The sequence below is a fragment of the Oscillospiraceae bacterium NTUH-002-81 genome (assembly GCA_032620915.1).
GTDB lineage: Bacteria > Bacillota > Clostridia > Lachnospirales > Lachnospiraceae > JAGTTR01.
In genome coordinates this window covers 3,018,559-3,040,512 of the sequence record CP136052.1, presented here as the reverse complement: position 1 = coordinate 3,040,512, position 21,954 = coordinate 3,018,559, and the positions used below count along the sequence as shown (strand labels likewise).

At 48.3% G+C, this 21,954-nt stretch carries 17 protein-coding genes and 2 pseudogenes; 18 read left to right on the top strand and 1 reads right to left on the bottom strand.

Features of this window, described 5'->3' with window-relative positions; genetic code table 11:
• Positions 1 to 52: 52 nt before the first annotated feature.
• The 13 genes and pseudogenes from RJD28_15040 (at position 53) to RJD28_14980 (ending at position 15,084) form a co-directional block, all read left to right on the top strand.
• Positions 53 to 706, top strand: a complete 654-nt coding sequence (locus tag RJD28_15040) for a DNA topoisomerase (GenBank protein ID WNV57516.1) — start codon at positions 53 to 55, stop codon at positions 704 to 706.
• Positions 703 to 1,590, top strand: a complete 888-nt coding sequence (locus RJD28_15035) for an LPD16 domain-containing protein (protein ID WNV57515.1) — start codon at positions 703 to 705, stop codon at positions 1,588 to 1,590. The genes RJD28_15040 and RJD28_15035 overlap by 4 nt, the downstream gene beginning before the upstream one ends.
• A complete protein-coding gene (locus RJD28_15030) occupies positions 1,587 to 1,895 on the top strand; it encodes an immunoglobulin (GenBank protein WNV57514.1) in 309 nt (102 codons plus the stop codon). Before RJD28_15035 ends, RJD28_15030 begins: the two co-directional genes overlap by 4 nt.
• Complete coding sequence (locus RJD28_15025) at positions 1,882 to 2,475, top strand: YodL domain-containing protein (GenBank protein WNV57513.1); 594 nt, start codon at positions 1,882 to 1,884, stop codon at positions 2,473 to 2,475. The genes RJD28_15030 and RJD28_15025 overlap by 14 nt, the downstream gene beginning before the upstream one ends.
• Positions 2,476 to 2,682, top strand: a complete 207-nt coding sequence (locus RJD28_15020) for a transposon-transfer assisting family protein (GenBank protein ID WNV57512.1) — start codon at positions 2,476 to 2,478, stop codon at positions 2,680 to 2,682.
• 802 nt (positions 2,683 to 3,484) lie between these two features.
• Positions 3,485 to 3,829 carry a TnpV protein gene (locus RJD28_15015; protein WNV59646.1) on the top strand — a complete coding sequence of 115 codons (345 nt, stop codon included), beginning with the start codon at positions 3,485 to 3,487 and terminating at the stop codon, positions 3,827 to 3,829.
• Positions 3,830 to 3,834: 5 nt separating this feature from the next.
• Positions 3,835 to 10,070 (top strand): annotated as a pseudogene (locus tag RJD28_15010) (SNF2-related protein).
• Positions 10,067 to 10,399 carry a plasmid mobilization relaxosome protein MobC gene (mobC, locus tag RJD28_15005; protein ID WNV57511.1) on the top strand — a complete coding sequence of 111 codons (333 nt, stop codon included), beginning with the start codon at positions 10,067 to 10,069 and terminating at the stop codon, positions 10,397 to 10,399. The pseudogene RJD28_15010 and the gene mobC overlap by 4 nt, the downstream one beginning before the upstream one ends.
• Positions 10,400 to 10,517: 118 nt before the next feature.
• Positions 10,518 to 10,859, top strand: coding sequence for a hypothetical protein (locus tag RJD28_15000; protein WNV57510.1), 342 nt, complete (start codon positions 10,518 to 10,520; stop codon positions 10,857 to 10,859).
• Positions 10,860 to 10,875: 16 nt separating this feature from the next.
• A complete protein-coding gene (locus RJD28_14995; GenBank protein WNV57509.1) occupies positions 10,876 to 11,145 on the top strand; it encodes a protein BART-1 in 270 nt (89 codons plus the stop codon).
• Positions 11,146 to 11,205: 60 nt separating this feature from the next.
• Positions 11,206 to 12,674 (top strand): annotated as a pseudogene (locus tag RJD28_14990) (relaxase/mobilization nuclease domain-containing protein).
• A 327-nt stretch (positions 12,675 to 13,001) separates the two neighbouring features.
• Positions 13,002 to 14,576 (top strand): class I SAM-dependent DNA methyltransferase, encoded by a 1,575-nt coding sequence (locus RJD28_14985; protein WNV57508.1) that lies wholly within the window; start codon positions 13,002 to 13,004, stop codon positions 14,574 to 14,576.
• Positions 14,560 to 15,084 carry a restriction endonuclease subunit S gene (locus tag RJD28_14980; protein WNV57507.1) on the top strand — a complete coding sequence of 175 codons (525 nt, stop codon included), beginning with the start codon at positions 14,560 to 14,562 and terminating at the stop codon, positions 15,082 to 15,084. Before RJD28_14985 ends, RJD28_14980 begins: the two co-directional genes overlap by 17 nt.
• Here the strand turns inward: RJD28_14980 and RJD28_14975 are convergent.
• Entirely contained in the window at positions 15,073 to 15,504 is a 432-nt protein-coding gene (locus RJD28_14975) for a restriction endonuclease subunit S (protein ID WNV57506.1), read from the bottom strand. The genes RJD28_14980 and RJD28_14975 overlap by 12 nt on opposite strands.
• Positions 15,505 to 15,786: 282 nt before the next feature.
• On the opposite strand from RJD28_14975, the gene RJD28_14970 reads away from it, so the two are divergent.
• From RJD28_14970 to RJD28_14950, 5 genes are all read left to right on the top strand, one after another.
• Positions 15,787 to 16,770 (top strand): tyrosine-type recombinase/integrase, encoded by a 984-nt coding sequence (locus tag RJD28_14970; GenBank protein ID WNV57505.1) that lies wholly within the window; start codon positions 15,787 to 15,789, stop codon positions 16,768 to 16,770.
• A gap of 9 nt (positions 16,771 to 16,779) precedes the next feature.
• Entirely contained in the window at positions 16,780 to 17,640 is an 861-nt protein-coding gene (locus tag RJD28_14965; protein ID WNV57504.1) for a restriction endonuclease subunit S, read from the top strand.
• 296 nt (positions 17,641 to 17,936) lie between these two features.
• Entirely contained in the window at positions 17,937 to 18,479 is a 543-nt protein-coding gene (locus tag RJD28_14960; protein WNV57503.1) for a hypothetical protein, read from the top strand.
• A complete protein-coding gene (locus RJD28_14955) occupies positions 18,466 to 18,789 on the top strand; it encodes a hypothetical protein (protein ID WNV57502.1) in 324 nt (107 codons plus the stop codon). The genes RJD28_14960 and RJD28_14955 overlap by 14 nt, the downstream gene beginning before the upstream one ends.
• On the top strand, positions 18,773 to 21,913 hold the full coding sequence (locus tag RJD28_14950) for a type I restriction endonuclease subunit R (GenBank protein WNV57501.1): 3,141 nt from the start codon (positions 18,773 to 18,775) through the stop codon (positions 21,911 to 21,913). Before RJD28_14955 ends, RJD28_14950 begins: the two co-directional genes overlap by 17 nt.
• The last annotated feature ends 41 nt before the right edge of the window (positions 21,914 to 21,954 follow it).

Genomic DNA, 21,954 nt, shown 5'->3' with positions numbered 1-21,954 from the left:
TATCCATGCACCCCCTTGACAAAAGCTTTCAGAAGATCTTCTGCTTTCAGCGATGGAAAGTGCCAGCTCGGATGAATTTCCGGCTGGTGTAGAGCGAAAAGGCATCGGCACACCAGCTACACGCGCTGCCATCATCGAAAAACTGGTACAGAAAGGCTTTATCGAGCGCAGGGGCGATAAGAAAACGAAATACCTTTGTTCTACGGACAAGGGAAATGCGCTGGTGACGGTGGTGCCGGAACAGATTCAGTCTCCATCCATGACGGCAGACTGGGAGGTAAAACTGCTGAAAATAGAACACGGCGAGTATGACAGCGATGCCTTTATGGGAGAAATCAGCAGCATGGTCAGCGGACTTGTAAAAACCTACGAGGCTGTGAAAGGTGCCAATGTCCTGATGCAGCCGGAATGCAAAGTCATTGGTTCCTGCCCCGCCTGCGGCAGTGATGTTTGTGAAACGGCAAATGGATGGTTTTGCAGGGATAAGAACTGTAAATTTGCACTCTGGAAGGAAAACAGGTTCTTTCAGACACTGGGAAAGCAGATGACAGAGGAACTGGCAAAGCAACTGGTAAATCAGGGAAAAGCACGGCTTACCCACTGCTATTCCAAGAAGTCTGGACGTTACTATGACACAACCGTTCATGTAGAGACTGGCGAGGACGGTGCAGCAGCATTTAAGCTGGAGTTTGGAGGTAAAAAATGAGCATGAAAATGATGAATGCAGCTTATTTGGTGGATAATGCTGCGCTGCTTTCCTTGCAGGAAAAGCAGGACGGCGTGGAATTCCATTGCTTTGATATGGACAGCAAGGTGCAGACCACCGAGGGACACATTGGCTGGGATGTGTTGGATAAACAGCCGTCTTCTACGCTGGAAGAAAGCGCAAGGGTGGTAGCACTTCAGAAGATTTCCCAGCTTGACGGTCTTGCCGTTGCGCCGGTAGCTCCGGAGATGCTGGAGCAGGTACGCGGCGGCAGAAAGGTTCTCTGGCAGATGAAAAAGGCTGATCCTGAGCTGGAGAATGCAAAAAATATCCGGTTTATCACCAGCAACTACGAGGATCGGTTCAAAATTCCGGATGGCAGTGCAGTGGAGATCGAGTATCCGAACCGGAAGTTCTCAGCTCGCTGCGAATATATGGACGAATATCATTTGCGCCTGGGGTATGATGTTTTGCACATCTGTCAGCTGGCAGAAATGCTGGAACGCGGCGGTGGTACATGCCGCCCGGAGCCGCTGATTACGGAAGAACGCAGTGCATGGGATTTGGGAGGCAAGGGCTTTCTTGCCATTCAGACCTGTGAGGACGGTTACGACTATACCTTATATCATAAGGACTTTACGGAAATTGACGGTGGACAGATCGACAACCCGGAAATCAGCATGAATGCAGCCAGAGACCAGATTCTTTCGGATTATGGGTTCGGTGGCCGCACCATGACGCGGATTGACTATGATGAACTTTGTGATCGTGCAGAGGAAGCGGAAATCAGCAGACGGGAATCTGTGCTGGGTAAACTCTCGGATTTGTCTTCCAGAACGGATACGCCGGTGAAAGCTGCCAAGGCGAAGGAGGCAGAGCGATGAAATACAAGCTTACGAAGGCAGAGCAGGAAACCGTCATCAATTTTGATAATGAACTGGATACCGCCAGCATTTATACCCATGACAGCCGCCTGATTAAGAAGCTTCGGGAACTGCGAAAACAGTATCCGGAGCAGTTTATTTTGGAGCACCGGGAGCATGGGTCGGTCACTTATACGATTCCGAAACGCTGCGTCGGTATCCGACCGCCTTATAGTGAAAAGCGGCGGGAACAGCAGCGGCAGGAAGCAAAGGAAAACGGCCTGCCGTTTATGGAGAAGGGAGAAATGAACGATGGCAAGAATTGAAAAATGGGATGAAGTGCATGGAACGCAGGCACCGGACGAAAGAATGATGGCATTTCTCGACAGTACTACCGACCAGTATGCGATTTTGCAGCTTCGCCGCAGCGAGGATACGGTATATGAACGCTTTTCGTCTATGCGCGAACTGGAACGGATGGGGCTGGAACCGGATATTGACCATTATGAGGTGGTTTATACGGCTCCGCTTCTTCCCTACAAGGATCAGAATACGATGTTAGAGGAACTGTATGCGAAATTCAATGTTTCCCGCCCTGATGATTTTACTGGTCATAGTCTTTCTGTGTCTGACATCGTGGCTTTACGGCAGAATGGTGTTGTAAGCTGTCACTATGTGGATTCCATCGGCTTCCAGGAACTGCCCGGATTTTTGAAACCGGAGAACTACCTGAAAGCCGCAGAAATGGCGATGGAGGACGATTACGGCATGATTGACGGCGTAATCAATAACGGAAAGAAGGAAGAACCGGTGGAGAAAGCATCGGTTCTGGATCAGCTGAAGGAAAAGCAGGAGGCTGTGCCGCCTGCGCCGCCTCGCAGGTGCTGCGAAGAAAAGGAGTTATAAATGCGTTTTACGGATGACGAATGGATGCTCATGATGCTTTACAGCCCTGGCACACGGACAGGGCTGATCGAAGAGCTTCAAAAGATGCAAAAAAGTCTGACGGGCAGAGACAGAAACCTGCGCAGGTGGACGGCCTCGCTGCTTGCAAAACTGGCAGAGATGACGGATGCAGAATATGAGGCACTGGATTTGTATCCGGACGAATAAAGGAGAGGAGGAAAAAGACAGATGATGACGAAAACGGCTTATTATATGCAGATGGCGCAGGAAGCTGCGGCACAGATCACTGGCAGCAAAGAGCAGTGGACAGCGTTTCTGACCACATCCGCACGGCTTTATAAGTATCCTTTTGCGGAGCAGCTGATGATCTATAAGCAGAGACCAGAAGCGACGGCCTGTGCAGAGTACGATCTCTGGAATGATCGGATGAACCGCTATGTGAAGCGTGGCTCCAAGGGCATTGCTCTTTTGGACATGCGCGGCGAGCAGCCGAAACTGCGGTATGTATTTGATGTGGCAGATACCGGAGAACGGAAGAATTCCCGACCGGTACAGCTCTGGAAAATGAATGCGGAGCATGAGCAGCCAATCATTCGCGCACTGGATGCAGCATTTGATGTTTCTGCCGGTGCTGGGTCTCTGGAAAATCATATCATGGAAGCGGCAGAACGCCTTGCAAGGGATTACTGGGAGGAAAACCGCAGGCAGATCAGTGACATCGTTGCAGATTCCTATCTGGAAGGATATGATGAACTCAACATCGGAGCTTCCTTTAAGAGAGCTGCCGCTGTCAGCATCGCATATTCCGTCTTTACCCGGACGGTGGGCAATGCAGATGACTATTTTGAGCACGAGGATTTTCTGGACATCTTTGATTTTAATACGCAGGCTGCCGCCAATGTGCTGGGAACTGCGGTCAGCGAAATGTCCAGCCAGATCTTCCGGGAAATTGAACGCACGATCCGAACCTATGAAAGAGATAAGCAGGCAGAAAGGAGCCAAAACTATGATGGAGCTGAATTACACGAAGAACGGCGATTACCTGATTCCGGACATCCAGTTGTCGGTGCAGGAACAGAAGCCCCTGGGCAAGTACGGGAGGATGCGCAGAGCGTTTCTGCAGGAGAACAACACGCTGCTGTACAATCACCTGATCCTGACCGAGAAGCTGTACCCGCACCTGTGGGAGATTCAGGAGACCGCGACCGCACGGATGGAGCAGATGATGGCGGATCTTCTGAAAGCGAATCCGGCACCGGACAAGAAATTGAACCAGATGGCCTGGGTGCAGCACATGAACATGCTGAAAGCGCAGGCAGAGGAAGTCATTCTGACGGAACTTATCAACAGTTAAACTTCATGAGTCTGTTTCAGTCCGAAGCAGAGCAGATTCAGAAAATTGATGCGGCGGCAGAAAATGCAGCCAAAGAAGCGGAGAGCGAAAAGCCCTCCGCTTTTGTTATTTCTGAGGATGAAATCGACCGGATGCTGCGGACAGGCTCCAATTTTGAAGGCGGAAAGATCCGTATTTATGCGCTGTATCAGCAGCAAGGGGACGCAAAAGAACGAGCTGCATTCTTGAAAGCGGAATACGGTCTCGGTGGCCACAGCTATACCTTTATGGATGGCAGTCGCGGTTTTGCCGATTATAACGGAAGAGGTATTCTGCTTCGCAATTATGACCATGACCGGGAAGTGCGACTCACATGGTCGGCGGTGGATAAGCGGTTAGACCGGCTTGTGGAAAATGATCAGTACCTGACCGCGCTGGAAATGGAAGAGTATCGGAAGCTGGAGCAGGAATACGGCGCGCCGCTTCCTATGCCGACTGCCGCCCATGTGTTTCCGCCAACGCCACCGGAACGCTACGATACCGGAAATGAGCATGTGGACAACATGCTGAATACGGCTGCGGATGTATATGCCCGGAGTGAACTGGCGGCACCACAGCGGTTTACCGTGATGGAGACAGACGATGGTTATGCGGTCTGGGATGATATTCAGGACGGCATTCATGTGGAGCCGGATGGTGTCAGCGAAGAGTTTACCAGCGAATGGGAGGCAGAGACCTACCGCCAGCAGTTGATTGAAAAAGTTCAGGAACGGGAAGCAAAAGACTGGCTCTATGTTGAACAGAGCAAGCAGAATTTGCAGCAGGACATTCCATTCCCAGATGTGGAATCCGAAGAAGTACAGGAATCGGCTCACGCAGAGACAGATCCTCTGGTACTGGAAATGCAGGAACACGCCAGCGAACTTTCCAGAGAGTCTGGCTATGCACCGGATGAACGGTTTGTGGTCACAATGACCGGCGAGAACTTTCCGGATTCTAAAGATGCGTTTGCCATCTGGGATTATGTCAAAGAAGAGTATTACGGATATTCGGACGGAAAAGTGCAGACATTTGCCGATTATGTGAGTGCATCAGAGGCGTTGCAGGAGATTCGCGGCAGGAACATGGAGGCTGAAAAAGAGCCTGCAACTGTGCAGCCAGAACCCGCAGCTCCGGTGCAGCCGGATTATCGCGTTGGAGATACGCTGTATCTGGACGGAAAGGCATTTACGATTGAAAAAGTCGGGCTTTTCGATGTGGAACTTCGGGACCCGGATTCCGTGTATCCGATCTTCCGCTCGGAAAGCAAGGAAAATCTGGCAAGAATTTTGGGGCATGAGGAAAATGTTCACCTGCACAATCTGGTGGTTGATCTGAATTCTGGAAAAGAAGAAGCGTTCCGGGCAGGGCATGAAGCAAAACATGCGGAGAACTACCGCATCAACAGCTTTCACCTCGGCGAAGGCAGTCCTAAGCAGAAATTCCGTGCCAACATGGATGCCATCTACACGCTGAAAGCCTTAGAAAATCAGCATAGGGATGCGACACCGGAAGAACAGGAAACGCTGGCCAATTATGTCGGCTGGGGGTGGGCTGGCAGATGCCTTTGACGCAGAGAAAACTGCCTGGACAGGCGAATATAAGGAGCTGAAAGCAGCTCTTACGGAAGAAGAATATGCCGCAGCCAGGGCTTCGACTCTGAATGCGCATTACACCAGCCCTACCGTGATCCGTGCAATCTATGAGGCATTGGACAGTATGGGATTTGAGAAAGGCAATATTCTGGAACCGTCGATGGGTGTCGGCAACTTCTTCGGTATGCTGCCGGATTCCATGCTGGGGAGCAGGCTCTATGGTGTGGAACTGGATTCCATCACCGGGCGTATTGCGCAAAAGCTGTATCCGCAGGCAGAAATCAAGGTGGCAGGCTTTGAGACCACCGACCGGCGTGATTTTTATGATCTGGCCGTGGGCAATGTGCCTTTTGGCAACTACCGTGTCAGCGATAAGCCATATGATAAACTCGGATTTTCTATCCACAACTATTTCTTTGCCAAGGCACTGGATCAGGTTCGGCCCGGTGGTATCGTGGCCTTTGTTACCAGCCGCTATACGATGGATTCCAAAAATCCGGACGCACGAAAGTATCTGGCGCAGCGGGCAGAATTGCTGGGAGCTATCCGACTTCCCAACAACGCATTCCGTGCCAATGCCGGTACGGATGTGGTGTCGGATATCATTTTCCTGCAAAAGAGAGACCATCCCATTGATATCGAACCGGATTGGGTGCATCTGGGGCTGACATCGGAGGGTATTACCCTCAACGGCTACTTTGTTGACCACCCGGAAATGGTGCTGGGTGAGATTACAACGGAAAGTACCCAGTACGGCAAGGAAGAATGTACGGTCATTCCGATTCCAGGTGCGGATCTGGGAGACCAGCTGCATGAGGCGGTGCAGCACATCGGCGGTCATTATGAAGCACAGGAGCTGGCACCGGAGGAGGAGTTGTCCTTGCAGGGCGAAACTATTCCGGCAGACCCCAATGTCAAGAACTTCTCCTATGCCGTAGTGGATGGGGATGTCTACTTCCGTGAGAACAGCATCATGCGGAAGGCTGACCTTTCTGCGACAGCCACCGGCAGGATCAAAGGCATGGTGGAGCTTCGCACCATTGTGCAGGAACTGATCGACTATCAGTTGAACGATTACCAGGAGGAAGCGATTGCCCAGAAACAGCGGGAACTGAATGTAGCCTATGACCGATTCGCCGATCAGTATGGGCTTATCAATTCCCGTGCAAATGCACAGGCTTTTTCGGAAGATTCGTCTTATTATCTGCTCTGCTCTCTGGAAAATGTGGATGAAAACGGCAGGCTGGAATCCAAGGCGGATATGTTCACCAAACGGACGATTCGACCGGAACGGGCTGTTACCAGCGTGGATACTCCGGCTGAAGCTCTGGCAATCTCCATTGGAGAGCGCGGCAGAGTGGATTTGCCCTATATGTCGGAGCTTTTAGGTACACCAGGGGAATATGAAAAAATCCAGCAGGAACTGCATGGTGTCATTTTCAAAGACCCGATGACGCAGGGCAGCGAGGAAACCGGCTGGGTAACAGCTGATGAATATCTGTCCGGCAATGTCCGGGAAAAGCTCCGTGTGGCAGAGTTGGCTGCGGCCTCTGACCCTGCCTTTGCGGTGAACGCGGAATATTTGAAGAAGGCACAGCCAAAAGACCTGGATGCTTCGGAGATTGATGTGCGTCTTGGTGCCACATGGGTCAATCGGGATTATATCCAGCAGTTTATGGAAGAAACCTTTGAACCGCCGTTCTATCTGCGCCGAAATATTGAAGTGAAATTCTCTCCCATGACGGCAGAATGGCAGATTACCGGCAAGAGTACACCGAGCCGGAACGATGTCCATGCCTATATGACCTACGGCACCAGCCGTGCCAATGCCTACCGGATTTTAGAGGATACGCTAAATCTGCGGGATATTCGTATCTACGATACCGTGGAGGATGCAGACGGTAAGCAAAAGCGAGTTCTGAATAAAAAGGAGACCACCCTCGCCCAGCAGAAACAGCAGGCCATTAAGGATGCGTTCCAGAATTGGGTGTGGAAAGACCCTTATCGCCGTGCGGAACTGGTGGAAAAGTATAACGAGCTGTTCAACAGTACCCGTCCTCGTGAGTACGATGGTTCTCATATCCGCTTTGGCGGTATGAATCCGGAGATCCGGCTGCGTGAACATCAGCAGAATGCCATTGCTCATGTGCTGTACGGCGGCAATACGCTGCTGGCCCACGAGGTAGGTGCCGGTAAGACCTTCGAGATGGCAGCTTCTGCTATGGAGGCAAAGCGGCTGGGACTGTGCCAGAAATCCATGTTTGTCGTTCCGAATCATTTGACCCTTCAGTGGGCAAACGAGTTCCTACGCCTGTATCCGAGTGCAAAACTGCTGGTGGCAAGCAAAAAGGACTTTGAGACTGCCCGCAGAAAAAAGTTCTGCGCACGAATTGCCACTGGCGATTACGATGCAGTTATCATCGGGCATTCTCAGTTTGAGAAAATCCCGGTGTCCGCAGAACGGCAGGAGCGGATTTTGACTGCCCAGATTGATGAAATCGAAAATGCTATTGCTGAGATGAAATCCCAGAATGGCGAGCGTTTCTCCATCAAACAGATGGAAAAGACCCGGAAAGGATTGGAGGCGAGATTGGAGAAACTCCGGGCAACCGACCGAAAAGACGATGTGATTACCTTTGAGCAGCTGGGCGTAGACCGGCTGTTCGTAGACGAGGCACACGCGTTCAAGAACCTGTTCCTCTACACAAAAATGCGCAATGTTGCGGGCTTGTCCACATCGGAAGCGCAGAAATCTTCGGATATGTTTATGAAGTGCCAATATATGGACGAGCTGACAGGCGGGCGCGGCATCATTTTTGCGACCGGCACCCCGGTCAGCAACAGCATGACGGAGCTTTACACCATGATGCGGTATCTCCAGTACGGCACGTTGCAGCAGAAAGGGCTGACCCATTTCGACAGCTGGGCTTCTACCTTTGGTGAGACCACCACGGCCATTGAGCTGGCACCAGAAGGAACCGGATACCGGGCAAGAACAAGATTTGCAAAATTCTTCAACCTGCCGGAGCTGATGAACATGTTCAAGGAAGTGGCGGATATCAAGACTTCCGATCAGCTGCATCTGCCGGTACCGGAGGCGAAGTTTGAAACCGTGGTAGTGCAGCCTTCGGAGCATCAGCAGGCGATGGTGGCGGAGCTTTCGGAACGGGCGGCGGCTGTACATTCCGGCGTGGTAGACCCGTCGGTCGATAACATGCTGAAAATCACATCGGACGGCAGAAAGCTGGGACTGGATCAGCGGCTGATGAATCCGCTTCTGCCGGATGACCCCAACAGCAAGCTCAACGCCTGTGTGCGGAATGTGCTTCGGATTTATGAGGAAGGACAGTCGGATAAGCTGACCCAGCTGCTGTTCTGCGACCTCAGCACACCGAAGAACGATGGAACCTTCAATGTCTATGAGGATATCCGCGCTAAACTTATCCAGTCCGGTGTGCCGGAGGAAGAAATCGCATTTATCCATGATGCTGATACCGAGGCAAAAAAGAAAGATTTGTTTGCCAAAGTCCGTACCGGACAGGTTCGGGTGTTGTTAGGTTCGACACAGAAGATGGGCGCAGGCACGAACGTGCAGGACAGGCTGGTGGCCGTGCATCATCTGGATGTGGGCTGGCGGCCTGCGGACATGACCCAGCGAAATGGTCGTATCATCCGTCAGGGAAACCGAAACAAAGAGGTGCAGGTTTATCAGTATGTGACGGAAGGAACCTTTGACGCTTATCTCTATCAGACACTGGAGAATAAGCAGAAGTTTATCAGCCAGATCATGACCAGCAAATCTCCGGTACGTTCCTGTGATGATGTAGATGAGCAGGCTCTTTCCTATGCGGAGATCAAAGCACTTTGTGCAGGAGACCCGCAGATTAAGGAGAAAATGGATTTGGATGTGGATGTTGCAAGGCTGAAAGTATTGAAGGCAGACCATCAGAGCCAGCAGTACCGATTGGAGGATAAGCTGATGAAATATTTCCCTGCGGAGATTGAAAAAACGCAGGGGTTCATCAAGGGCTTTCAGTCGGATATTCGGACGGTGGCGGCACATCCGCTGCCGGAAGAAGGGTTCTGCGGCATGGAAGTAAATGACACACGCTTTACTGAAAAAGCAGAGGCCGGTGAAGCAATCCTCGCAATCTGTAAAACCAATCAGAGTTTGGAGCCAGTGCCGCTTGGCAGCTATCGCGGTTTCAAGATGGAGTTGTCATTTGACAGCTTCCAGAAAGAGTATCAGGTGCTGCTGAAAGGCGAGATGACCCACCGAGTGCCCATCGGCACCAGTGCTGCTGGCAATATCCAGCGTCTGGACAATGCTCTTGCCGGGATTCCAGCAAGGCTGGAAAAAGACGGAACAGCAGTTGGACAATCTTAGGAGCCAGCAGGAAGCGGCGCAGGCCGAGCTTGGAAAGCCATTTCCCCAGGAGGCAGAACTGGCAGAAAAGAGTGCAAGACTGGCAGAACTGGACGCACTGCTGAATATGGATGACCGTGGAAATGATGATCCTGACCGTGAGAGAACAACGGAAAAACCGTCTGTCCTGGCAGAGCTACGTGACCGTGCCGGTCGCATTCCGCCGATGGCACATCGAGATGATGAGGAGGTGGCACTATGAGTGTTCGGGAACACTGGATCAACGTCCGGGTAAATCCGGAAGAGCTGGCAAGGATTCGTGAAAAGCAGAAGGAATTGGGTATTCGGAACACCGGTGCCTATATGAGAAAAATGGCGATGGACGGGTACTGCGTGAATCTTGATTTGTCGGATGTGGCGCAGGTATCCACTCTTCTTCGCCGATGCAGCAACAACCTGAACCAGTACGCAAAACGAGCCAATGAATCCGGAAGCATCTATGCGGAGGATATCCGGGATTTGCAGAAGCGGCTGGATGAACTCTGGGAGATGCAGAAGCTGATCCTGAAGAGGCTTTCCGGTATTCGCTGACAGCGCAAACGTGCGGGATTTTTACAGCACATGGCACAGATGAAACTGTCTGTGCCGTTACATATTTTTGCGGGTCTCCCTATTGACATCGTGGTGTTTGGCAAGCGGGTACAGTAAAATGAAGATGAAAAAGAAAAACGAAGGGGTGAAATCCATGAAGATCGTATGTTTTTTGTTGAAGCTGGTGCTGAAAATCCTCTTGCTGCCGGTTGCGTTTCTGCTGCGATTTCTATGCTTTATCTGGAATCTGCTGATGCAGCTATCCCTGTGGGTGCTTTCGCCGGTTATGCTGTTTGTTCTTGGCTGCGGTATCTATTCGGTGGTTCGGGCGAGCTGGACGGATGTGTTCCTGCTGACCCTGATTGAGATGGGGCTGTTCGCAGCTGCGGTTGGTGCGGGCGGCATCATGGAACTGATGGAACGGCTGTGCGAGTGTGTAGAGGATGTTTTGACAATTTGAGTTCAGGAGGGATTAGATGGATATTCAGTTTATGAAAGATTATTATGATTTACGGTACGAGGAAACAGATGGAGAGAATCATTTTGTGGAAGAGACAGCTTATCAGGAAAAACAGTCTGAGCAATCGAAGATGGAAGACCAGCTGATGGAAATGGTGGGAGGCAGCGAATCTAATGTGTGGAAGCTGTACGAAAGCATTATGTGCGTCTATTTCGATATGGAAGAAATCATCAAGCAGGCCGTTTATTTGCAGGGGGCTTATGACCGGGAACGGATGTTAAAATGAGAATAGTAGATTGGTAAGAGCTGCCTTCGGGTAGCTCTTTTTAGATGGAGAAATATGAAAATGGCGGCTACAAGACTAATTGCGCTGCATATTAATAAAGGAAAGACGGTGGCGCAGTGTCTGGCTGACCGTACTGATTATACTGAGAATGCAGCAAAGACGGAAGATGGAAAATATATCAGCGCGTATGCCTGTGACGCAAAGACCTGTGATGAAGAATTCCTACTTTCCAAACGGCAGTATGAGCATATCACGGGAAGAACCCAGGCGCATGATGTGATTGCATATCAGATTCGGCAATCCTTTAAGCCAGGAGAAATCACACCAGAGGAGGCAAACAAGGTTGGATATGAGACGGCCATGCGATTCACAAAGGGAAAACATGCATTTATCGTGGCTACCCATGTTGATCGTGCGCACATTCATAACCATATTATTTTTAATTCGACTACATTGGACTGCACCAGAAAATTCCGAGATTTTCGCTTATCCGGTCTTGCACTGGCAAGGCTCAGTGATATCGTCTGCCTGGAACACCGGTTATCGGTCATTATCCGGAAGCCCTATGCAGAGCGGAAGAAGAGAACGGAATACCCGGAGAAAAAATCGCAGCGGGATGAAATCTGCGAGGCCATTGATGCAGCATTGGCAAGAAAACCAAAAGACTTCCGGGAACTGATTGAAATTTTGCAGGAAGCAGGGTACGAGTATAAAGATGGAAAACAGCCTGCCCTGCGGGGGAAAGGCCACGCCAGATTTGCTCGTTTCCGCTCTCTTGGCAAAGGATATTCGGTTGAAGAACTCTGCGAAGTGATTGCCGGGAACGCGGTTCATAAAAGTAAATTTGCAGAGAAAAAACCGCACAAGCGCACGGTCGGCGCAGGTACATCAGAAGGCGGAGTTGTCGTTCCTTATTGATATCCGTGCCAAAATGCAGGCGGGCAAAGGCGCAGGGTATGCGCGCTGGGCGAAAGTCTTTAATCTGAAGCAAATGGCAAAAGCTATGATGTTCATGGAGGAGCATGGAATCAAGAGTTATGCAGAACTGAAAGAAAAGGCAGATGGAATTTCTGAAAAATGTGATGCGTTGCTGGAATCTGTAAAGGCAGATGAGGCACGGATGTCGGAAGTGTCAGTGTTGCGGAAGCATCTAATCAATTATGCCAAAACAAAAGATATTTTCGCTGCGTATAAGGCATCCGGCTACAATCGAGAGTTCTATGAAGCCCATCGGGATACGCTGGCCTTACGCAGCGCAGCGAAAAAAGGCGTTTGATGCCTATAAGAAAGAGAACGGTTCTGACAAAAAGCTCCCGCGCATCAGCGAGCTGAACGCAGAGTATGCGATGCTTCTGGAACGAAAGAAAAGCTCCTATGCAGAGTACCGCAAGACCAAATCGGAAATGCAGGATTGGCTTGTGGCTCAGAAGATTGTGCAAGAAATCCTGAAAGAGGATGAGCAGAAAAAAGAGCAGTTGCATGAGCAGGAAGTTCGGCAGGAAGAAGAAAATAGACAAAGCAGTCGATGATGGAATGTCCGGTGCAGTGTGGGCGTAATGCTCATTCTGCACCGGGCTTTTTTCTTTGGCAGGAACTGCCGTTAAAGCATCCGGAACGGATGCGCAGCCCGATGCCGCAGGCAGCGTTCTATGGGGATTGGGGAGATTCCCCAACAAGCAGAAAATCGCTTTCGTGTCACGAAAGCCCTGCTTGCAGAAGAGTGGTTCTAAATTGACTTTGTTCGCTGATAAGTCTATAATATTAACTGGATTATTATGCAAAAACCTCGAAAACTGATATTTACAAAGTAGTGTATATGAATGCGAGATATATTAAAATGAATTGGAGAAATCAATATGGCGCGAGCTGCATCTAAACCTAAGAAAGAAATTTCTATGGAGGAAGCTCTGTGGAAGTCCGCAGATAAACTCCGTGGTTCTGTTGAGCCAGCAGAATACAAACACGTCGTTCTCAGTCTTTTCTTCTTGAAGTTTGCCAGTGATAAGTTTGAGGCACAAAGGAAAGCTATTTCTGAAAAATACGGTGAGAAGTTTGTTGACAATGTTGCCTTCTATACGAAGGACAACGTGTTCTTCCTGCCTGAGATCAGCCGTTGGTCTTTTATCATGGAGAATGCGAAACAGGATGACATTGCGTTAAAAATTGACACCGCCCTCTATACGATTGAGAAAGCGAATCCCGCACTGAAAGGCGCACTGCCGGACAACTACTACTCACGTCTTCACATCGACACAGCAAAGCTGGCATCACTGCTGGACGAGATTGATAAGATCAACACGGGCGATAAAGAGAATGACATTATCGGGCGGGTTTACGAATACTTCCTGAGCAAGTTTGCACTTGCGGAAGGCAAAGGCAAGGGCGAGTTCTATACGCCGAAGTGCATTGTCAATTTGATTGCAGAAATGATTGAACCATATGATGGCATTCTCTATGACCCTTGCTGCGGTTCTGGCGGTATGTTTGTGCAGTCAATGAAGTTCGTGGAGGCACATCACGGCAACAAGAAGAAGGTCTCTATCTACGGTCAGGAGTATACAAACACAACGTATAAGCTGTGCAAAATGAATCTGGCTATCCGCGGCATCTCTGCAAACCTTGGAGAAATGGCAGCGAACACATTCACCAATGACCAGCACAAGGACCTCAAGGCAGATTACATTATGGCAAACCCGCCTTTTAACCAGAAAGAATGGCGTGGTGATAATGAGCTGACTGATGATCCGCGCTGGGACGGCTATGAAGTTCCACCCACGAGCAATGCAAACTATGGCTGGATTCTGAACATCGTTTCAAAGCTATCTCAGAACGGTGTTGCTGGGTTCCTGCTTGCAAACGGTGCACTCTCTGACGATGGCACAGAGCTGAAAATCCGCCGTCAGCTCATCGAGAACAATCTCGTTGAAGCAATCATCATCCTTCCCCGAAACCTCTTCTACACCACTGACATCAGCGTTACGCTTTGGATTCTGAATAAGAACAAAAAGGCTCGTGTGGTTGAAGAAAATAGCGAGGTAAAACGCTTCCGTAACCGTGAGCGGGAGATTCTTTTCATGGACTTGCGGCAAATGGGAAGCCCCTATGAAAAGAAGTACATTGAACTGACAGAAGAAGACCGTGCGAAGGTCACGAGCGTCTACCACGCATGGCAGCAGGAAGGCTATGAAGAAACTTATCAGAATGTGCCTGAGTTTTGTTACAGCGCATCTTTTGATGAGGTTGCAGAGAAGGGTTTTACCCTTGTTCCGAGCCGTTACATTGAGTTTGTAAACCGTGATGAGAATATCGACTTTGATACGAAAATGAAGATGCTGCAAAGCGAGCTTCGTGATCTGCTTGTTGCAGAAGAGAAGTCGAAGGCTGACCTGTTGACCGTGTTTAAGGAGCTGGGCTATGAAATCGAATTATGAACCCCTTGGTAAACATATTCAGCTTGTTGATTATCGGAACTCCGAGGAAGTCACCAGCACTGTTCTTGGCATAAGCATCGACAAAGAGTTTATACCTTCCGTCGCAAATGTAATTGGCACAGATTTGAGCCGGTATAAGCTAATCAGCAAGGGACTGTTTGCCTGTAACCCAATGCACGTTGGACGCGATGAACGTCTTCCGATTGCGCTCTATGAGAAAGGTAGCCCCGCAATAGTATCTCCGGCATATTTCATGTTTGAGATTATTGATCGCGACATCTTGAATGAAGAGTATTTGATGATGTGGTTTCGCAGACCGGAGTTTGATCGCGAGTGCTGGTTCATGACGGACGGCAGTGTTCGAGGCGGAATTACATGGGATGATTTTTGCCGTATAAAGCTCCCTGTTCCTTCCTACGCGAGACAATGTGAAATCGTCGAGTCCTACCGTGCAATCACCGACCGCATTGCTTTAAAAAGATCGGAAAATGATAATTTAGCGGCTTGAGATTGAAGCTATAATAAGCTGTTGAAGCGCATTCAAGCGGTTGATTTCCAGGGAAGCCACCTTAAACTGTTCCAAAACAGGTTTTGCAACCATATCAAACCGAGAAAGTGCTTCGTGCGACGGCTTGGTCAAAGGGAACGCGGCAAGTTCATCGCCTGATACTCGCTGACGTCCACTCGAACCGTTCATGTATTGTAATGCGAAAGTCCGAAACTTCTTGCTTCGGATTAAAAAATAGTAAAATGAAGATGGCATCGTATCAACCGGAGAAAACACAATGTACTCCGTGGATCCGAAAGCAACCTCTTTGTCATTGAGGATGTTAATATACGCTGCCTTGCCATTTTCGAGGCAAGGAGTAATACGCGCAATTAGGGTGTCGCCATTTTGGAACCGGACACCGCCATTATAGGCTTTCATTTCGCCGCCTTCTGGGATGCAGCCACGAGTCGGAAGGCAGGACATATCATAGCATTTAGCGATGCAGCCTTTTGACAATGTTCGAGTTGGATTCACATTAGCAATTTCGCTGAGAGTGCAATCAGGCATTCCATCCCGAAGGAAGAGTTCATCAAAAAGAGCCTGTGTTTGCGCCTCTAAATTATCATTTACCGTCCATTACTCTCACCAGTGGCGAGAGTTTTACCCTAAGAACTGCCACTGAAAAGTCGTTCTCTGAGAATAAACAAAGGAGATACGACAATGAAAAAACAACTGATTCAAGAAGTGCAGCGTCAGATGCTTCCGTTTCTGAACAACGCACAGTTAAAACAACTTCAAAGCGTCCTTGAAGGGGTGCTGAGTGGCGTAGAGCTAAGTTACAGCGCGGGCATGGTAGAAAGCGCAAAGGTCGACACGGTTGTCTGTTTCATCAACGCAAAACGCATTGAAGGCTGCTCAGAAAAAACCTTGAGCTATTACCGTCAGACCATTGTGTCAATGCTATCCGGCATTGACAAAGAGCCACAAGAGATCGTAACTGAGGACTTGCGAAAGTACCTAACAGAGTATCAGACAAACCGTAAGTCAAGCAAGGTCACGATAGATAATATCCGCCGCATCCTGTCCAGCTACTTTTCGTGGCTTGAGGATGAGGACTACATCGTGAAAAGTCCGGTACGCCGGATTCACAAAGTAAAAACGGCAAAGGTGATCAAGGAAACCTACACCGATGAGGCATTGGAAATCATGCGGGACAACTGCTGCAATGTCCGCGATCTTGCGATGATAGACCTTCTTGCGTCCTCTGGAATGCGTGTTGGTGAGATGGTTGCCCTTAACCGTGATGACATCAACTTCAATGAACGGGAATGCGTTGTTTTCGGAAAAGGAAGTAAGGAACGGATCGTTTATTTCGATGCTAGGACAAAAATCCATCTCCAAAACTATCTGGAAAGCCGCACAGACACCTGTTCAGCGTTGCTTGTCTCGCTGACCGCACCGCATGACCGTTTGCAAATCGGCGGTGTAGAAAGACGGCTTCGAGAACTTGGAAAAAGGCTAAATTTGCCTCGTGTCCATCCACATAAGTTCCGAAGAACATTGGCAACATCAGCCATAGACAAAGGAATGCCCATAGAGCAAGTCCAGCAGCTCTTAGGACATCAGAAAATCGACACGACTATGCACTACGCTATGGTCAAACAGCAAAATGTCAAGCTGGCACACAGAAAATACATAGGGTGAGGTGTCACAATGAAAGAAGGATATAGGTTGCTTGGAGATTTCATTCAGCCGGTTGACGAACGAAACAGGGATTTGAGAGTTGATTATTTGCTTGGTGTCAGCATCAGCAAGCAATTTATTCCCTCCATTGCGAATATTGTTGGAACAGACTTGTCGAACTATAAGATTATTCGTACTGGGCAATTTGCATACGGCCCTGTTACGTCTCGGAATGGCGAAAAGATTTCAATTGCCCTTTTACGAGATAAGGACTGCATTATTTCAAGTTCATATACCGTGTTTGAGGTTGTGAATAAGAATGAGCTTGATCCAGAATACCTTATGCTTTGGTTTAGCAGACCGGAGTTTGATCGCTACGCCAGATATATGTCTCACGGAAGTGTTAGAGAAATCTTTGACTGGGATGAACTTTGCAAAGTGGAACTGCCTGTTCCCTCTATTGATAAGCAACGTAGCATTGTGAGGGCGTATCAGACCATCACAGAACGTATCGAACTAAAGCGGCGGTTAAATGATAATTTGCTTGCGACTGCGCAAGCAGTTTACAAAGCGTGGTTTGTTGAGTATAAACCGTTTGGCGGAAACTGCCCAATTTCATGGAGGGTTGGAAGCGTAGATGAAATTGCCGAGTTCTTTGACTCAATGCGGAAACCGCTCTCTTCGTTAGAACGGGCAGACATGGCGCGTATATATCCTTATTATGGTGCAGTTTCAATAGTAGACTATGTGGATGATTACATCTTTGACGGCGAGTACCTTCTTTTGAGTGAAGACGGCATTTATGTCGTTGACGATAGTGGACATCCTCTTTTGCAACATATAATTGGGAAGTTCTGGGCAAACAACCACGCTCACATTCTAAAAAGGTAAAGCTGGATTCACCGAAGATAGCCTGTACCTCTTTTTGTCCAACACAAATATGTCACCAATTGTTACGGGAGCTGCCCAGCCCAAAATCAATCAAGCAAACTTGAAGAGCTTTCCAATTACCATCCCTGATAGTGAGGTTCTGGATAGATTCAACTCTGTTGTTCATCCTCTGTTTGCTGGAAAGTTGAACAACGAGAAAGAAATACGGAAGCTCGAAACGATTAGGGAGCTGCTACTTAGCCGTCTGGTTAGTTAAGCCGCTAAATTATCATTTATCTACGAAGGGAGGGATAAAAATGGATAAGGATACGCTGATCAAAATTGCCGAAGAGCTTCATCAAGGAGCTTTTGACGCAAAAGCCTATTACCTCATCTTGCAGCAGTATCGAAAGAACCAGCATGAATACGCGGAAGAAATGAAGTTGTCACCAGCGTTCTATCAAACGATCCACGGAGCTTTGATGAAAGCCTGCTTTATGGAGATTGCCAAACTGTATGATAGCTCAAATGGAGTCGTGTCCATTGGAACCCTCCTTGCAAAATGCGCGGAAAACCAAGACCTATTTCCTGAGTACAGAGAAACAATGACCGTGGAACATGAGGGGACAACGTATTCCTATCAAATCCCATATCAGCACCAGCTAAAACCACAGGAGGAACTCTTTTTTAAGGAACATGTCGAGATGAGCAGACATCTTTTTGCTATATTTGATGCTCCAGATGCTGAAACTATCCCTGTTCAGGTTGATTTGACTTTTCCTGAGTTTTTAGCCTTGTATCAGAAACGGTTCTGCGCGCTAAGAAAAAAAAAGAGAGAATATCCGAATGCAACGGAATAAGCTCTATGCCCACAACGATGAACAGCGTATATTGAGCAATGAAAACCTGACAGACCGTCATCCTATTTTATATCCGGATGTGCAGGAAATGATAGACTTTGCACTCGATTGTACGGGTCTGATTCTCGGCGTTCTCACTGACGTAAACCATGCAACGCAATACTCGAACATTGATGACTGGGAAGGTACACTCATGCTGACACGTTTGGGATTGAAGTATCAGGAGTATGACTTCCAGCAAAGAGAAAAAGCCTTTGAAGCAGAAATGCAGAGGCGGTTAGGGGGAAATGATAATGGCGAACTTCAATGAGCATTCTCTTGAAATGTCCATTATGGAGTTGTTTCAGGATGAAGGATATATCTATTTGAATGGTGAGCAGATTCATCGTGAACGCTCTGAGGTTCTGCTTATCGACGATCTGCGGAAGTACCTCTTGAATAGGTATGCCACAGAAGGGCTTACCCCAAGTGAAGCTGATAGCATCATCCTTCGCCTGAGGTCTATTTCCGGCACGATCTACGAGGCAAACAAAGCTGTCTGCAAAATGATTTGTGACGGCTTCATCTTCAACCGCGAGGATCACACAAAGAAGGACCTTTATATTGAGCTGATCGACTTCGATGAGCCGGAGAAAAACGTGTTCAAGATCGTCAATCAATTTGAAATTGAAGGCATCAACAACCAGCTACGCATACCTGACGGGATTGTCTTCATCAATGGTATTCCTGTTGTTGTGCTTGAGTTCAAGAGCGCAGTCAAAGAAAATACAACGATCATGGACGCCTATACTCAGCTCACCGTGCGTTATCGCCGTGATATTCCTGAACTATTCAAGTATAATGCCTTCATCGTCATAAGCGATGGTGCAAATAATAAATACGGTTCCTTCTTTTCTCCGTATGACTTTTTCTATGCGTGGAGAAAGATTGAGGCTGACGATAAGGAATTGGATGGCATCAATTCCCTTGTAACTATGGTGAGTGGACTATTCCGCAAAGAACGGCTCTTGGCGGTTATCAAGGATTTTGTCTATTTCCCTGATAGCTCAGATAAAGATCTTAAGATTGTTTGCCGATATCCTCAGTATTTTGCTGCGGTCAAGCTGTTTGAGAATATCAAGGCGCATCTCAGACCGGAAGGCGACGGCAAGGGCGGCACTTACTTTGGTGCGACAGGCTGCGGAAAAAGCTACACCATGCTCTTCCTCACCAGAATGCTTATGAAGAGTACCTTCTTCCATAGCCCTACAATCCTGATTATTACCGACCGAACTGATTTGGATGACCAGCTTTCAAAACAGTTTGTAGCATCCAAAAAGTACATTGGTGACGAAACCGTTGTGAGCATTGATTCCCGCGAAAAACTGCGTCAGGAACTTCAAGGCAGAACAAGCGGCGGTGTGTACATGACCACTATCCAGAAGTTCACCGAGGACTTGGAGCTTCTGACCGATAGAGCAAATGTGATCTGCATATCCGATGAGGCGCACCGTAGTCAGATAAACCTCGATCAAAAAGTCAAGGTCACTGCTGAAGGTGTAGAGCGAACCTATGGGTTTGCGAAATACCTACATGACTCTCTACCTAATGCAACCTATGTCGGTTTCACCGGTACGCCCGTGGATGGTACGATTGAAGTCTTCGGTCCAGTTGTCGATGCCTACACAATGACAGAGGCGGTCAAAGACGGTATCACAGTCAACCTTGTCTACGACGGACGCGCTGCACGGGTTACTCTTGATCAGGCAAAGGTTCGGGAAATTGAAGATTATTATGACCGTTGTGCTGTTGAAGGTGCAAATGAGCATCAGATTGAGGAAAGCCAGAAGGCGGTTGCTCATATTGATGCGATCATCGGTGATCCTGACCGACTTCATGCAGTTGCGGAGGACTTCATTAACCACTATGAGACCCGCGTTGCCGAAGGAGCTACGGTCGCAGGAAAAGCAATGTTTGTCTGCTCTAATCGCAAGATTGCATACGCTTTTTATCAGATTATAGTTGGAATGAGACCGGAATGGGCAGAGAAAAAGGTTTGCCCTGACGGGGTTCAACTGACGGAAAAAGAGAAAAAGGAACTCAAGCCCATCGAGAAGATCAAGCTCATCATGACGCGAAATAAAGATGACGAGCCAGAGCTTTATGAAATGCTGGGAACGAAGGATGATCGCAAGGAGTTTGACCGCCAGTTTAAGAACGTTAAATCCAACTTCAAAATTGCAATTGTCGTTGATATGTGGCTGACTGGCTTTGATGTACCGGCACTTGACACAATTTACATCGACAAGCCAATCCAGCAGCATACCCTTATTCAGACAATTTCCCGTGTCAACCGTGTCTATACCGGAAAGGACAAGGGCTTGATTGTGGACTATATCGGTATCAAGAAAAACATGAATCTCGCCCTCAAGAAGTACACCAACTTTGAAACCGATGAGTTTGAAGGTGTCGAACAGTCTGTCACGATTGTCAAAGACCAGCTTGATGTTTTGGCACAGATGTTCCGCAACTTCAATAGTACGGATTACTTCAACGGATCACCGAAAGAGCAGCTTGCTTGCCTCAACCGTGCTGTTGAGTATGTCCAGCTTACGGAAGATTTGGAAACTCGCTTTATGGCTGCTGTCAAGCGTATGAAGCAAGCGTTCAATCTATGCAGTTCCAGCGATGCAATTTCCGATAGAGAGAAGGACTATCTGCACTTCTATTGTGCTGTGCGTTCTATTCTTTTCAAACTCACTAAGGGTGATGCCCCCGACATTTCACAAATGAATGCCCGCGTCCGTGAACTTCTTGAGGGGGCAATTCAATCTGATGGTATAGAGGAGCTGTTTGAAACCGGAAAGCATATCTCAGTTGATATTTTCAGCGATGAGTATCTGGATAAGATCAATGCAATCCAGCTTCCAAACACGAAAATTAAGGTATTGCAGAGGCTTCTTTCTCAAGCGATTGATGAGTATAAAAAAGTCAACCGCATTATGGGCATGGAGTTCTCGGACCGCCTCAAGCGGGTTGTTGATGAGTACAATAATCGCCGTCGTGATGAAGCTTTCGCTAACGAAGTCCTTGACGATGTGGCAGAGCAGCTTGCGAAGCTCCTTGAAGAACTTAAAAAGGAAAAAGATTCCTTCAAGGGCATGGGAATTGACTATGAAGAAAAAGCATTCTATGACATCCTCAAGGCGGTTGCTAAGAAGTACGAGTTCGAGTACCCGGACGATAAGATGATCGAATTGTCGAAAAGGATTAAGGTCATTGTCGATGATAAAGCTAAGTACACTGACTGGTCTACCCGTGATGATATTAAGGCAAATTTGCAAGTTGACCTGATTTTGCTTCTGGATGAGTTTGATTATCCTCCGGTAACCATTGATGATGTTTACAAAGAGGTTTTGGAACAAGCAGAGAATTTCAAGAAGTATTCGGAATAATATATTGAGCGAAAATATGACGGACTTGTATGTAAACGCGA

Bases quoted from the DNA above. Each gene is read 5' to 3' on its own strand.
- RJD28_15040 (WNV57516.1), top strand. From the start codon at position 53: ATGGAAAGTGCCAGCTCGGATGAATTTCCGGCTGGTGTAGAGCGAAAA.
- RJD28_15035 (WNV57515.1), top strand. From the start codon at position 703: ATGAGCATGAAAATGATGAATGCAGCTTATTTGGTGGATAATGCTGCG.
- RJD28_15030 (WNV57514.1), top strand. From the start codon at position 1,587: ATGAAATACAAGCTTACGAAGGCAGAGCAGGAAACCGTCATCAATTTT.
- RJD28_15025 (WNV57513.1), top strand. From the start codon at position 1,882: ATGGCAAGAATTGAAAAATGGGATGAAGTGCATGGAACGCAGGCACCG.
- RJD28_15020 (WNV57512.1), top strand. From the start codon at position 2,476: ATGCGTTTTACGGATGACGAATGGATGCTCATGATGCTTTACAGCCCT.
- RJD28_15015 (WNV59646.1), top strand. From the start codon at position 3,485: ATGGAGCTGAATTACACGAAGAACGGCGATTACCTGATTCCGGACATC.
- mobC (WNV57511.1), top strand. From the start codon at position 10,067: ATGAGTGTTCGGGAACACTGGATCAACGTCCGGGTAAATCCGGAAGAG.
- RJD28_15000 (WNV57510.1), top strand. From the start codon at position 10,518: ATGAAGATGAAAAAGAAAAACGAAGGGGTGAAATCCATGAAGATCGTA.
- RJD28_14995 (WNV57509.1), top strand. From the start codon at position 10,876: ATGGATATTCAGTTTATGAAAGATTATTATGATTTACGGTACGAGGAA.
- RJD28_14985 (WNV57508.1), top strand. From the start codon at position 13,002: ATGGCGCGAGCTGCATCTAAACCTAAGAAAGAAATTTCTATGGAGGAA.
- RJD28_14980 (WNV57507.1), top strand. From the start codon at position 14,560: ATGAAATCGAATTATGAACCCCTTGGTAAACATATTCAGCTTGTTGAT.
- RJD28_14975 (WNV57506.1), bottom strand. From the start codon at position 15,504: ATGAAAGCCTATAATGGCGGTGTCCGGTTCCAAAATGGCGACACCCTA.
- RJD28_14970 (WNV57505.1), top strand. From the start codon at position 15,787: ATGAAAAAACAACTGATTCAAGAAGTGCAGCGTCAGATGCTTCCGTTT.
- RJD28_14965 (WNV57504.1), top strand. From the start codon at position 16,780: ATGAAAGAAGGATATAGGTTGCTTGGAGATTTCATTCAGCCGGTTGAC.
- RJD28_14960 (WNV57503.1), top strand. From the start codon at position 17,937: ATGGATAAGGATACGCTGATCAAAATTGCCGAAGAGCTTCATCAAGGA.
- RJD28_14955 (WNV57502.1), top strand. From the start codon at position 18,466: ATGCAACGGAATAAGCTCTATGCCCACAACGATGAACAGCGTATATTG.
- RJD28_14950 (WNV57501.1), top strand. From the start codon at position 18,773: ATGGCGAACTTCAATGAGCATTCTCTTGAAATGTCCATTATGGAGTTG.